The organism is Streptomyces sp. NPDC051907, assembly GCF_040681075.1.
GTDB lineage: Bacteria > Actinomycetota > Actinomycetes > Streptomycetales > Streptomycetaceae > Streptomyces.
The window spans coordinates 1-12,482 of record NZ_JBFAYB010000151.1 but is presented as its reverse complement, the minus strand read 5'-3'; the positions used below and the strand labels follow the sequence as shown (position 1 = coordinate 12,482).

The following is a 12,482-nucleotide window of genomic DNA, read 5'->3' as shown; positions in this document are numbered from 1 at the left end:
GGGGGGGGGGGGGGGCGGCCCCCCCCCCCCCCCCCCCGCGCCCGCCCCCCCCCCCCCGGCCCCCCCGGGGCCCGGCCCCCCCCCCGCCGCCCCCCCCCCCCCCCACCCCGGCCGCCCGGCCTCGCGGCCCGGGGCGCCCGCCGTTATGCGTCGATCGCCACTGTTCGGGCCGCGGTCGCGGGTGTCCGGTTCTGATCGCGTCAGGCCGATCGGCGACGCGTCCACGGAGGAGCGCCGCCCTCAGGGCAGTCGCGTCCGCGCGGCTGGGGCGTTGGCCCTCAGTCCTCGAGGATCCGTTCCCGCAGCTCGGATATCAGCGCGTCGTCGACGCCGAGGCGCCCGGTCGCGTACCCGTGCACCGAGCCGTACTCCGTGGTCAGGTCGGCGAGGACCAGCCGCATGACCTCGGCCGGGGCGCGGCCGTAGCTGGGCCACTTCAACGTCCGGTCGGGGTTGGCCGTGTGCCAGTCCGCGACCAGACGCTCGGTGGCCAGCTCGGTCAGCGCGAAATCGGCCACGACGTCCTCCTCGTCGACGCCCACCAGGGACAGTACGAGCGCGGCGAGCAGCCCGGTGCGGTCCTTGCCGGAAGCGCAGTGGAAGACCAGCGGGCCGCTGTCCGAGGCGATCAACTCGAGCGCCTGGCGCAGCTCCTTCGCGCCGTCGAGCGCGACCTCGGCGAACCGGTCGGCCAGAAAACGCCACGGATCGACGTCCGGAGAGATCTCCGCCTGGTCGTAAGGGCGGTGCTCGATGCTGAGGTTGACGTACTCCAGGCCCTCGCTCGCCGGAACCCGTCCCTTCGCGTCGATCTCCCAGGGGTAGCGGAGGTCGATCACCGTACGGATGCCGAGCGCCTGGAACCGGTCCCAGTCGTCGCCGTGGAGCTTGGCGAGCGAGTCGGACCGGTAGAGGCGGCCCCATCGGAGGGTGCGGCCGTCGCGGGTGCGATAGCCGCCCACGTCACGGAAGTTGTGCAGTCGTTCGAAAGTGATGTGTCTGTTCGGTTCACTGTCCATGTCGATCACTTTACGATCGGCCGCTCTGCCGGGTGATCGCCGACGCGCCGCCTGCGGCTCGGGCTGGCCGCCCTGCGGCGGCGGGCGGGTCCGAGCCGTCGGGACCGCCGGCGTCGTCGGGCTGATCAGAGCTTGTCCAGCTCGGCGTTGGCCCGGGCCGTGACCGTGGTCAGGACTCGGCCGGCCACCGCGAGCTCTTCGGCCGAGAAGCCTGCGTACAGCTGCGCGCTGATCTGGGGAACGGCGGCGCGAATCTGGCCGTTGACCGACTTGCCGGCCTCGGTGAGTCCTACACGGGGCTCTTCGCCGGGCAGGACCTCCAGCAGTCCGGCGGCGATCAGCCCGTCGATCGACGCCAGCGCGTCGGAGTCGTCGATCTTCAGGGTGCTGGTCATCCGGTCGACGATCGCGGCGCGCTCGGTGTCGCCGCCGCTCTGGTCGACGGCGTTGAGCGCGACCGACTGCTGGAACGTCACCTTGAGACCGGCCAGCACGCGCCGCTCCAGGACGGCACGCGAGGCGTAGTGGGCGAGGCCGACGATCTGGCCGTTGACGGAGGGTGTGGCAGTGGACATGGCTACTCCTTGGAAGAGGTGTCGGGCGATGCGGTTGCTTCGGGTGCTTCCTGTGCGTTCAGCGCTTCCTGGGTGTCCAGTGCTTCGAGTCCTTCCAGCGACGCGTCGAGCGGCACGTCGAGCAGAGTGGTCAACTCGCGTGCGAACTCCTGGGCGCGCGAGCCCTCCAGGCCGCCCAGCGGCGCGAGCAGTCGGTCCATCAGCTGCTGGACCACGGCCACCGCGCGGCGGGTGACCGCGCTCCCCTCGTCGGTGAGCGAGAGCTGCACCGCCCGCGTGTCGGCGGGGTCGGGGACGCGCTCGACGAGGCCGGCGGCCTCCAGCGTGCGAGCCAGCTTCGAGACGTAGAGCGGCTCGAGGCCGGTGTGGTCCGCGAGCTGGCGCTGGCTGGGCCGCAGTCCGCTCCTCTGCATGCCGAGCAGCGATCCCAGCAGCGAGTACTGCGCGTGGGTCAGGCCCAGCGGCGCGACCGCGCGGTCGACGGCCGTCCGCCACTTCATCGACAGTCGCCAGACCAGGAATCCGGGCGTCGGGCCCGTGTGTGCTGCGCTCATGAAGATAGAGTACATAGATACTATGTACATGGCTACTATTTTCGGGAGGCGTGCGCACGGGCGCCGAGGCCGGGACGCCGACGACATCCCGGCCCAGGGGCGCGGGAGGCGTCAGTCGAGCATGTGGACGAGCTGCGAGCCCAGTTCGTAGCGGGCGCCCACGACGGTCAGCCTGCCGTCGGCGATCCGGGACGCCAGCTCGGGCTCCGCCGCGATCCGGCCGCGGACCAGGCCGACATTGCGGCTGACGGTGGAGTCGATACGGGCGGTCCCCGTCTGGCCGCGGTCTATCGCCGGACGTATCTGATCCGCCAGGTACTGCAGGTGCGCGGGCAGTTCCTCGCCGGTCTCGTCGGCGTGGACGGCCGCGGACACGGCCCCGCAGGACTGGTGCCCGAGGACGACGATCAGCGGTATCGCCAGCTCCAGCACGCCGAACGCGACGCTGCCGAGGACGGCCTCGTCCAGCACCTGGCCGGCCGAGCGCACGGTCAGCAGATCGCCCAGGCCCTGGTCGAAGACCAGCTCCGGCGGCACACGGGAGTCGACGCACCCCAGGACCACGGCGAAGGGATGCTGTTGGGACGCCAGCGCCTGCCGCACGGACGGCGTCTCGTGCGGGTGCTGCTGGTGGTACGACCGCCAGCGCCGGTTGCCCGCGGACAGCTCGCGCAGGGCTTGGGAGGCGGTGGTGGGGCGGGAGTCGGCCCGCGCGACGCGCGGCGCGGCGGCCGCCGGGGACGCGCCGAGGGCGAGACCCCCGGCTGTCGCGGCGCCGCCGGCGAGGGCCGCGCGGATCAGCGCACGACGGCCGGCGCCGGAGCGCGGGTTCTCCTGGGTCTTCAGAGTCAGTTTCACGCCGGGAAGGTAGCTCCCTTGATCGACAAGACGTTCGTGGATGGGCCTTTCTTTGCGGGGCGTTGAACGCTCCGTTGCAGGCCGGGGCCGGGTCGGCCCGAAGGCAGGGGCGCCTTCGGGCCGACCGGCGTCCGGACCGCGCACCCGCGTGGCGCGTGGCGGGTACTAGCGTTGGCGGTCATGGAGAGCACTCTGTACGGCGACCGTGTGGCGCTGCGTCCGGCGACGGACGACGACGTTCCTGCGCTGGCCGCGATCCGGGCGAAGCCCGAGGTGTACGAACGGTGGCGCGGCGGCGAGGACTTGACGGCTGAAGTCGTCGAGAGCCTCCACGAGCCGGACGTCTCGGTCCTGGTGATCGAGGTCGACGGGCGCACGGCCGGCGCCATCCAGTGGGACGAGGAGACCGATCCGGACTACCGTCACGCGAACATCGACGTCTACCTCGATCCGGCGGTGCACGGGCAGGGGCTGGGCGCCGACGCCGTACGGACGCTGGCCAGGCATCTGATCGCCGACCGCGGGCACCACCGGCTCGTCATCGACCCGGCCGCGGACAACACCGCGGCCATCCGGTGCTACGCGAAGGTCGGCTTCCGTCCCGTCGGCGTGCTGCGCGCCTACGAGCGCGGCGCGGACGGGACCTGGCACGACGGGCTGCTGATGGATCTGCTGGCGGACGACCTGACCGGCTGACCCGACCCGCTGACCGATGGCCGAACCGGCCGACCTGACCGGACGACCGGAAGACCTGGTTGCCCGACCTGGCCGACCGACCTGACTGCCCGACCGACCGCTCGACTCCCGTGCAAGCCGAGCCGCCCGCCCGCCGATTCCGTCAGTGGAGCAGGCGCAGCGAGGTGTCCGCCATCCCGATGCTGACCGACTGGCCCCACGTCAGCTCCAGCGCGTCGCTCTCGATCCCGTCGCCGAGGGCGACCAGCCTGTCGGACTCGACGACGAGCCGGAGGCCCTCGGACCGCCCCAGTACCCCCGCCACCAGCGAGGTGCCGGTGGCGGGGGAGGGCCAGGCCTCGCGTACGAACCAGACGAGCCTCGGGTCGGCAGGGCCGGGGAGAGCCACCGCGCTGCCGCGCTCCTGCCACAGCGAGCGCAGCCAGCCCGTGGCGCCCGTGCCCGTGCCGACCAGGACCCCCGACGACGCCTGCGCCTCGGCGCGGGCCGGCTCGGCGTCCGGGCCTAGGCGGTAGCGCGCGGTCTGATGGCTCGATCGGCCGACGTAGATCTCGTTCAGCGCGAGCAGCCGCTGGGTGTCGTCGGCCACGGCCTCGACCATGGTGAGCTCGTCGACCGAGGCCGTGGGGGAGAGGGCGCTCGGCAGCAGCCGGCGGGCGTCCTCGGCGCGGTGGCGCACGAGGACGCCGGGATTGCGGCCCGGGTCCGTGTCGATCCCCACGACGGGCTGGCCCGACAGATACTTGGCGGTGTTGGCGACCAGCCCGTCCTGGCCCACGACGATCACCACGTCCTCCGGGGCGAACAGGAACCGGTCGAGGTCCGTCCGCTCCACCCGGGACTGCCGCCAGGAGAGCGGCACCGCCGCCGCGACGTCGGCGAGCGCCTGGCGCGTCCGGTGGTGCCGCCGTGCCACGTCCTCGATGCCGCGCCCGCGCGAGGCGAGGAAGAACTCGGCCTGCCCGTGCGTGCCGTGGCGGGCGAGCAGCTCCTCGTACTCGCTGGTGCGGTGCACCAGCACCGCGCGCGGGGCGAGGCTCACGGCCGGTCCCCGCCGCCCTGGCCGAGCTTGGCGAGCAGCCCGGTCAGCACGTCCGGCGTGAGCGTGATGCTGTCCACGCGCGGCAGGTTCTCGGCGAGCCGGGCGACGGCCAGCGCGTGCAGCGTGGCGGCGTCCACCTCGGCGTGCACCCGCAGCCAGGCGGCCTGCGCCTGCGCCCGGGCCTCGCCGACCTCGCGTGCGGCCTCGGCCTCGGCGCGGGCGAGGCGTACCGTGCGCTTGGCCTCCGCCTCGGCGCGCACGGCGTCCGCTGCGGCGCTCTCCTCAGCCTCGCGGCGGGCGTTGACTCCCTGCTGGTCGACCAACTGCTCTTCGCGGCGGGCCAGTTCGATCCGGCTGGCGAGCTCGTTCTCGGCGATGGCGCGTTCGCGCTCGACGGCCACGGCGCGCCGCTCGTACGTCGCCCGGTCGGCCTCCTGCTGGATCTGCTCCCGCGCGGGCGTGCGCAGCGCGCGCTCGACCTCGGGCTCGGGCCGGATGGCGACCACGCGCACGGCCTCGACGGCGATGCCGGTCGCGGACAGCCGGGGCTCGGCCGCCAGACCGCCGGAGATCCGCTCCCGTACCGACGCGACGCCGTTCGCCAGCGCGTCGGCCAGCGGGGTGCGGGCCAGGACGTCGAGCGCGTGCTGCTGGGCGGTCTCGGTGAGCAGGGTCGAGAGCTGCTCCAGCGGGGCGGCGCGCCAGACGCCGGTGTCCGGGTCGACGGAGAAGTCCAGCCGGGCGGCGGCCGTGGCCGGCTCACTGATCCGGTACGTCACCGTCGCCTGCACCGTGACGTCCTGGAAGTCGGCGGTGCGGGCGTGGAAGGCCATGGTCAACTCCCGGTCGTCGACCGGCACTTCGGACAGTGCGGCGGTCAACGCCCGGAACCAGAAGCTCAACCCGGGCCCGTCGTGGACGAGTCGGCCCCGCTTGTAGTGGCGTATATGCGCGGTGGGCGCGGAGCGCAGATGGCGCCAGCCCCAGCGCCTGATGATGTCGGCCATGGCAGCCTCCCCCTTCTCGTCACGTCGACGATAGCGGGCGCCGCTAGATATCGTCAATACGACGAGATCGGTTGCTGTGGGTGTGCGGCTCCTCGGGCGAGCGGCGGGCGGGTCTGGCCTGCGGCCATCGGGGGGAATCCCCGAGGCGTCCCGGGGCGGGCGCCGGGTCCCTGTGAATACTCCTAGCGCTCGCCGGACGGCGGGCGGCGGAAGGGGATCGGTCATGTTCGAGAACACCAAGGCGTTCAGCAGCTTCGCGGTCGACGATCTGGGCCGGGCGAAGGAGTTCTACGGCCAGACGCTCGGCGTGCGGGTGACGGAGGACACCGCTATGGGCCTGCTGACGCTGCACATCGAGGGCGGCGCCCAGATCCTGGTCTATCCCAAGGGGGACCATGTCCCGGCGACCTATACCGTGTTGAACTTCCCCGTCCCCGACATCGATCAGGCGGTGGAGGGGCTGGCCGCGCGCGGGGTGACCTTCGAGCGGTACCCCCAGTTCGAGCAGGACGACAAGGGCGTCTCCCGGGCCGAGGGCCCGGCCATCGCGTGGTTCAAGGACCCTGCGGGCAACACCCTCGCCGTCCTTCAGGTGGACTGAGGACCGGGGCTCGTCGTCGGGCGTGCCGCCGCCTCACGCTCCGGTGTACTGCTCCGCGAACGAGTCGGCGGGCTCTATAGGCGTGATGACGTCGATGAGCACGCCGTTCGGGTCGGCCACGATGAAGTGCCGCTGCCCGAAGTCCTCGCTGCGCAGCTCCAGTTCGGGCCGCAGACCCCCCTGGACCACGAGGCGGTCCCACTCCGCGTCCACGTCCTCCACCTCGAAGTTGAGCAGCAGCCCCTGCACGGGGGTGCGGTACGCCTCCGGCAGCGTCGGGTGGCTGTGGTCGAGCAGCGCCAGCTCGTACGGAAGCGGCCCCGGTCGCCGCAGGCTGACGTACCAGTCGGCCTCGAAGGTGGGCTCGAAGCCGAGCAGTTCGGTGTAGAAGGCGCGCGACTCCTGGATCCGGGAGGTGCAGACGACGGGATAGAAGCTGGTCAGTTTCATGCGAGGCTCCTTCGCGTACCATCGGTATGTCAATGACGATAATTGACATACCAGCGGTATGTCAAAGGGAGGGGCGGTGGCAGCCCGATGACGAACGGCGCCAGGGCGCAACAGCGGGAGCAGACCCGGCGGACCCTTCTGCGCGAGAGTAGACGCCTCTTCGCGAGCAAGGGGTACGGCGCGGTGGGGCTGTCGGAGATCGTCGCCGCCGCCGGGGTCACCAAAGGCGCGCTCTACCACCACTTCGGCAGCAAGACCGACCTCTTCAGGGCCGTGCTGGAAGAGGTGCAGCAGGAGGTCGGCCGGACCGTCGCGACGACCGCCGACGCCGAGGACGACCCCTGGGCGCAGTTCACCGCGGGGTGCCAGGCGTTCCTCACCGCGAGCACCGACCCGGAAGTCCAGCGGATCATGCTCGTCGACGGGCCGGCGGTGCTCGGCTGGAGCGAATGGCGTGCGCTGGACGAGGAGGCGTCCGCCCGTCATCTGGCCCAGGCGATCAGCGGGCTGATCGAATCCGGCGCCATCGCCCCGCAGCCGGTCGCGCCGCTGACCCATCTGCTGTCGGGGGCCATGAACGAGGCGGCCCTGTGGCTGGCGGGTTCGGAGAGTCCGAACGATCTCGCCGACGCCAGGGCCGCCCTGTCGCGGATGCTGGAGGCGCTGCGGGCTCGATGAGCCAGGGCCTCAGGGGGGATCGAAAGGGCCTCAGGGGAACGAAGGGGACGTCGCGGAGGGGCCGGGCTTCTCCACGGACGTGCCATCGCGGCCCAGGAGGGCGCCGTCGCTGTAGTTCGCCCAGATCTTCAGGGCGCGCGCCTGCCCCTTGCCCTGGAGCGCGACCTGTTTCCGCGTCTTGGCGTCCTCGCCGAAGATGCCGATGGAGGTGATCATTTTCGCGTTGCCCCCGACGAACCAGTCCGCCTTCCCGTCGTCGGAGGGCCCCGACGTGCCGGTGACCGGCGCTCCCTCCCCGTCGAACGCCCCGGGGCGGTACGCGATGCCCCGGCCGAAGCCCCCGACGGAGGCTCCGCCGAAGAAGCCGTTGCGGCCGTTGCCCAGGACCGACGTCACCAGCTCCGCGGTGTCGGCGGCGATGGCCTGGCCGGCCACCGCGCCGGGCAGCTGCGAGCCCGTGCCGTCGCGCTGCGCGGACTTCACGATCGACGGCGTGATCTTCCTGCCCTCGTTGTTGAAGGAGGCGTACACCCCGGCCATCTCCATCGGGCTCGCGCCCATCAGCCCCAGCGACACCGCCTCCTCGGACGCGAACCCGACAGGCTCGGCATCCATCCCCAACGCCCGTGCCGTACGCCTCGTCTGGGCCAGGTCGGCCCTCTCCTCGTCCCTCTTGGCCTCCAGCTCGGCGGCGTACGCGACCGGCTCGAAGGTCCTTCCGGCCTGGTAGTCGGAGCGCGTCGCGTTGTTGAGGTAGTGCTTGAAGTAGTCGCGGCCGCCATAGAGGGCCAGAACGCGGCCGTTCCTCGGGTCCACCGACACCGCGCCCGCCTGCCGATCGGCGTCCGGCTTCGCCTGGTCCGTCGCCGACTCCTGCTGCGCGGAGTCGAGGTCCGCGGTGACCGCGCGCTCCAGCGCCTTCTGCTGCTGAGGGTCGATGTTCAAGGTGATGCGCCACCCGCCGCCCGCCAGCTCCTGCTCGCTGACTCCCGAGGCGATCAGCTCGCGCCGGGCGGCGTCGACCAGATAGCCCGCCTGTCCCGCGAGGTCCGCGGACGGCTTGGGCTCCACCGGCTCGGGGAACCGCATCTTCTGCCGGGCGGCCTCGTCCAGCCAGCCCACCTCGACCATGTTGTCCAGCACATAGCCCCAGCGCTGCACCACCAGCCGCTTGCCGGCGGGGGACGCGGCGGTCCAGTCGTACTGGCTGGGGGCCTGCAGCACCGCCGCGAGGTACGCGCCCTCCTCGACGGTCAGCTTCTCGACCTCCTTCCTGTAGTACGCGCGTGCCGCGGCCTGGACTCCGTACGCCTGCCGTCCGTAGAAGCTGCTGTTGAGGTAGCCCGCGAGGATGTCGTCCTTGGTGTTGTGCCGGTCCACCTTGAGGGAGATGATCAGCTCCTTCACCTTCCGCGAGACCGTCTGCTCCTGGCTGAGGTAGTAGTTCTTGACGTACTGCTGGGTGATCGTCGAACCGCCCTGCTTGCCCCCGCCTGTCAGGGTGCTGGCGATGCCGCGGGCCGTGCCCGACAGGGAGACGCCGGAGTCGCTGTAGAAGTCCTTGTTCTCCGCGGCGACGAACGCGTTCCGCACGTTCACGGGCACCCGGCTCAGCGGCACGGTCTCGCGGTTGATCTCACCGGTCCGGGCCAGTCGCGAGCCGTCGCTGTAGAGGTAGACGTTGCTCTGCGCCTTCGCCAGGCTGTTGGCCTTGGGGATGTCGATGGCGAGATAGAGGAAGACGAAGCCCCCGGTCAGCAGCGCGCACAGGGAGAGGAACAGGAGGAGCAGCTTCCGCCAGGTGACGAAGCGGCGGACGCGTCCTCGTGGACGGCTCTGTGAACGGTCCTGTGGACTGCCGTCTTTCGCCTTCCCGCGGCCGTGCCTGTGCCGCGGTCGCCCGGCGCCCGGGCCCTCGGCGTCGACGGCTGACGTGTCCGCGCTCTCGCCGTCGTCGGCGGCGAGAGCCGCGCCGGTCGCGTCGGCGCCGTCTGCGTCATCGGCCCCTCTGAGCGCTCTGGGCCCGCCGACCTCGCCGGTCCACTGCTGCTCCACCGTCCGGTCCGGACTACGCCTGATACGCATGCCGCCATCCTCAGCGGCGAAGATCTTCGTAAACCCAAAGGAAGGCCTCGGCTGCCCCTCGGAGATGTATCAGCCGTGTATCGGCGTCTCGCCTCGGGCGTGGCGTTCGCAGGCGTTCTCCGGGAGCCGTACGACGGCGACCGCGCCCCCGTCCGGGGCGTTGGCGAACTCCAGCGCCGCGCCGATGACTTCGGCGTGGCCCAGCGCGATGGTCAGCCCGAGCCCATGGCCGGTGCCGCGCTCGCGGGCGCCGGTGCGGAAGCGCTGCGGGCCGTCCTCGAGCAGCGAGGCGGGGAAGCCGCTGCCGTGGTCCCGCACCGTCACGGTCCTGCCGTCCGCCGCCACCGTCACCACGACCGGAGCGCTGCCATGGCGGTGGGCGTTGCCGACGAGGTTGGTGAGGATGCGCTCCATCCGGCGCGAGTCCGTCCACACCACCGGGGTCGACTTACGCGCCTCGCCCGCCTCGCCCGCCTCGTCCGCGTCGCCGGTGACGAGGTTCGCCGTCAGACCGGTGCGCGCCAGGACGTCCTCGGCCAGCTGGTCCAGCGGACACGGCGACAGATCCGCCAACTCGGCCCCGGCGTCGAGCCGGGAGATCTCCAGCAGCTCCTCGACCAGCCTGCTCAAGACGCGCACGCGGTTGTGCACGTACCCCGCCGCCTCGTCCTCCGGGGGAAGCAGCTCGGCGGCGGTCACCAGCCCCATCAGCGGCGTACGGAGCTCATGCGCCACATCCGCGGTGAAGCGCTGCTCGCGGCGGAGCTTCTCCTGCAGCGCGCCCGCCATCGTGTCCACGGCGAGGGAGATGTCGGCGATCTCGTCCTGCGGGCGGGCCGCGGGCGAGATCCGGGCGTCCAGATCGCCTGCCGCGATCCGCCGGGCCGTGCCGGCGGCCTTGCGCAGCCGACGGCTCATCCGCCCGGCGGTCAGCACGCTGAGAGGCAGCGCCACCCCGGTCGCGACCAGACCGGCCAGGACGATGTTCGTGTCGAGCGCGCTGATGTCCCGCATGGTGGTGCTCATGTCGACGCGCACGGACAGCACCCGGTCCCCGGCAGGCCGCGCGGCCCACATGGCGGGACCCCCGCCGCCGGCTTCGGACTCGACGAACTCGGTGCCCTGATGGCCGCTCGCCACCAGGGCGCGCAGGTCGTCCGGCAGCCCGGGCGCGTCCAGCGCGGCGCCCGAGCCCTGCACCGCTCCCGTGCGGGTATAGGTGACGCCGGCCCGGTCGAGGGTGGTGCTCGCGGCGTCGCGCGCCTGCGACAGCTCGCGATCGCGCGAGGCGTGGTGCACCAGCACGCCGACCGCCACGGCGACGGCACAGGTGGCCGCGGCCACCAGGGCGGCGATCCGCCAGCTCAAACCCATGCTCAGCGCCGCAGCTTGTAGCCGAAGCCGCGGACCGTCTCGATCCGTTCGGCGCCTATCTTCGCCCGCAGGCGCTGCACATGGAGGTCGACGACCCGGGTGTCGCCGTGCCAGGCGTGGTCCCACACCCGGCTGAGCAGCGTCCGCCGCTCCAGCACGACGCCGGGCGAGGCGGCGAACTCCAGGAGCATCCGCAGCTCGGTCGGCGTCAGGGCCAGCTCCTCGCCCGCGCGCCGAACCTCCATGCCCAGGGTGTCGATGGTCAGGTCGCCGAACGACAGGGCGCCGTCCCCCGCGTCCCCGTCCGCGGGTTCGCGGCCCGCCTCCGCGGTGGGCGTGAACGAGGCGCGGCGCAGTAGCGAGCGGATGCGCGCGACCAGCACCGCGCTCTCGCAGGGCTTGACGACATAGTCGTCGGCGCCGGCCTCGAGGCCGGACACGACGTCGAGGCTGTCGCCGCGCGCGGACATCATCAGGATCGGCGCCAGGCTCAGTTCGCGGACCCTGCGGCACAGCCCGATCCCGTCGAGCTCGGGCAGCATGACGTCCAGCAGCAGGAGGTCGGGGTTGGTCTCCCGGAATATCTCCAGGCCGGTCAGACCGTCGCCCGCGGTGGACACGGTGTAGCCATAGCGCTCGAGAAGCATGCGGACGGTGTTGCGGATCACCTCGTCGTCCTCGACGAGCAGCAGATGAGCGTCGTCCGCCGAGACCGCGCCGGAGGAGGGGAAGAGAGGTGTCATTCGGGAGTCCTCGTGCTGGTCGGCGGCTGCATCGACGGCGTGGGTACGGGGGTCGGGCCGTCCGGCGGCGTCGACGGGGCCGGCTCCTCGTCCCTGATGCGGGTCAACTCCGCGCCGTTCCACCGGTAGCGGGTGGTGAACTGGCCGTCCTCGCCCGTCGAGGAGAGCACCAGCTCGTAGCCGAACGTCTCGCCGGTGAGCCCGAGCCGGCCGATGCTCATCAGCACCGGCCGCACCGTGGCGCCGAAGGCGGAGTAGACCTGGATCAGCGTCAGCTCGGCCTTCGGCTCGTCCACCGCCACGATCAGCTCGTCCCGGCCGTCGCCCGACAGGTCCCGGTAGACGGGCTTGCGCAGTCCGCATTGCGCGCCCGGGCAGCCCTCGAGCACCGCCAGGACCAGCTTCGGCGCATTGGGGTCCTTCTGGAGCAGCTCCTTGACCGGCACGTCCTTGAGTCCGCCCGCCGGCACGGAGACTTCGTCGACGGGCAGATACCGCTGATACGTGGGGCTGGGGGCGCCCGCGGACGGCTGGGGCGGCGGGGCGTGCTCGGGCCACAGCGGCACCGCGCTGATCGGCGGCGACAGGCTGGGCGCGACGCCCCTGTCCCGAGCCCCGGTCTCCGACGCGCAGGCCGTCAGCGCCGCCAGCGCGACAGCGGCGCCGAGCGCCGGGGCAGCGCGGAGGCGACGCCTGCGGCGGGCGGGGGGGGTGGGGGCGGTGGGGGGGTTGGGGGGCCTATGCACATCACCCTACCCGCGGGGTGTGGCGCCCACAGGCCGCCGGCAGGAACCGTTACT

At 72.3% G+C, this 12,482-nt stretch carries 14 protein-coding genes; 3 read left to right on the top strand and 11 right to left on the bottom strand.

Features of this window, described 5'->3' with window-relative positions; all coding sequences use genetic code 11:
- Window positions 1-278 precede the first annotated feature (278 nt).
- The 4 genes from AB0M39_RS39380 to AB0M39_RS39365 all read right to left on the bottom strand — a co-directional run bounded on the left by AB0M39_RS39380 (window position 279) and on the right by AB0M39_RS39365 (window position 3,006).
- Entirely contained in the window at window positions 279-1,019 is a 741-nt protein-coding gene (locus AB0M39_RS39380; protein WP_365373216.1) for a tyrosine-protein phosphatase, read from the bottom strand.
- Between the two features lie 125 nt (window positions 1,020-1,144).
- Complete coding sequence (locus AB0M39_RS39375) at window positions 1,145-1,594, bottom strand: MarR family winged helix-turn-helix transcriptional regulator (RefSeq protein WP_365373213.1); 450 nt, start codon at window positions 1,592-1,594, stop codon at window positions 1,145-1,147.
- 2 nt (window positions 1,595-1,596) lie between these two features.
- Window positions 1,597-2,148, bottom strand: a complete 552-nt coding sequence (locus AB0M39_RS39370) for a MarR family transcriptional regulator (protein ID WP_365373210.1) — start codon at window positions 2,146-2,148, stop codon at window positions 1,597-1,599.
- Window positions 2,149-2,259: 111 nt separating this feature from the next.
- Window positions 2,260-3,006, bottom strand: coding sequence for a carbonic anhydrase (locus tag AB0M39_RS39365; RefSeq protein WP_365373207.1), 747 nt, complete (start codon window positions 3,004-3,006; stop codon window positions 2,260-2,262).
- A gap of 180 nt (window positions 3,007-3,186) precedes the next feature.
- Here AB0M39_RS39365 and AB0M39_RS39360 point away from each other — a divergent pair, with 180 nt between their 5' ends.
- Entirely contained in the window at window positions 3,187-3,702 is a 516-nt protein-coding gene (locus AB0M39_RS39360; RefSeq protein ID WP_365373204.1) for a GNAT family protein, read from the top strand.
- Between the two features lie 142 nt (window positions 3,703-3,844).
- On the opposite strand, the gene AB0M39_RS39355 is transcribed toward AB0M39_RS39360, so the two are convergent.
- Window positions 3,845-4,744, bottom strand: coding sequence for a hypothetical protein (locus tag AB0M39_RS39355; protein WP_365373201.1), 900 nt, complete (start codon window positions 4,742-4,744; stop codon window positions 3,845-3,847).
- Window positions 4,741-5,751 carry an SPFH domain-containing protein gene (locus AB0M39_RS39350; RefSeq protein WP_365373198.1) on the bottom strand — a complete coding sequence of 337 codons (1,011 nt, stop codon included), beginning with the start codon at window positions 5,749-5,751 and terminating at the stop codon, window positions 4,741-4,743. Before AB0M39_RS39350 ends, AB0M39_RS39355 begins: the two co-directional genes overlap by 4 nt.
- A 223-nt stretch (window positions 5,752-5,974) precedes the next feature.
- Here AB0M39_RS39350 and AB0M39_RS39345 point away from each other — a divergent pair, with 223 nt between their 5' ends.
- A complete protein-coding gene (locus AB0M39_RS39345) occupies window positions 5,975-6,352 on the top strand; it encodes a VOC family protein (protein ID WP_365373195.1) in 378 nt (125 codons plus the stop codon).
- A gap of 33 nt (window positions 6,353-6,385) precedes the next feature.
- Here AB0M39_RS39345 and AB0M39_RS39340 read toward each other — a convergent pair whose 3' ends face one another.
- Entirely contained in the window at window positions 6,386-6,802 is a 417-nt protein-coding gene (locus AB0M39_RS39340) for a VOC family protein (protein WP_365373192.1), read from the bottom strand.
- An 87-nt stretch (window positions 6,803-6,889) separates the two neighbouring features.
- Between AB0M39_RS39340 and AB0M39_RS39335 the strand changes: the two genes are divergently transcribed.
- Window positions 6,890-7,480 carry a TetR/AcrR family transcriptional regulator gene (locus AB0M39_RS39335; protein WP_365373189.1) on the top strand — a complete coding sequence of 197 codons (591 nt, stop codon included), beginning with the start codon at window positions 6,890-6,892 and terminating at the stop codon, window positions 7,478-7,480.
- 30 nt (window positions 7,481-7,510) lie between these two features.
- Here the strand turns inward: AB0M39_RS39335 and AB0M39_RS39330 are convergent, their stop codons facing one another.
- From AB0M39_RS39330 to AB0M39_RS39315, 4 genes are all read right to left on the bottom strand, one after another.
- Window positions 7,511-9,565, bottom strand: coding sequence for a transglycosylase domain-containing protein (locus tag AB0M39_RS39330; RefSeq protein WP_365373186.1), 2,055 nt, complete (start codon window positions 9,563-9,565; stop codon window positions 7,511-7,513).
- A 69-nt stretch (window positions 9,566-9,634) separates the two neighbouring features.
- A complete protein-coding gene (locus AB0M39_RS39325; protein ID WP_365373183.1) occupies window positions 9,635-10,939 on the bottom strand; it encodes a HAMP domain-containing sensor histidine kinase in 1,305 nt (434 codons plus the stop codon).
- A gap of 2 nt (window positions 10,940-10,941) precedes the next feature.
- Window positions 10,942-11,682, bottom strand: a complete 741-nt coding sequence (gene cseB / locus AB0M39_RS39320; protein ID WP_365373180.1) for a two-component system response regulator CseB — start codon at window positions 11,680-11,682, stop codon at window positions 10,942-10,944.
- Window positions 11,679-12,248, bottom strand: a complete 570-nt coding sequence (locus AB0M39_RS39315) for a hypothetical protein (protein ID WP_365373177.1) — start codon at window positions 12,246-12,248, stop codon at window positions 11,679-11,681. Before AB0M39_RS39315 ends, cseB begins: the two co-directional genes overlap by 4 nt.
- Window positions 12,249-12,482 lie beyond the last annotated feature (234 nt).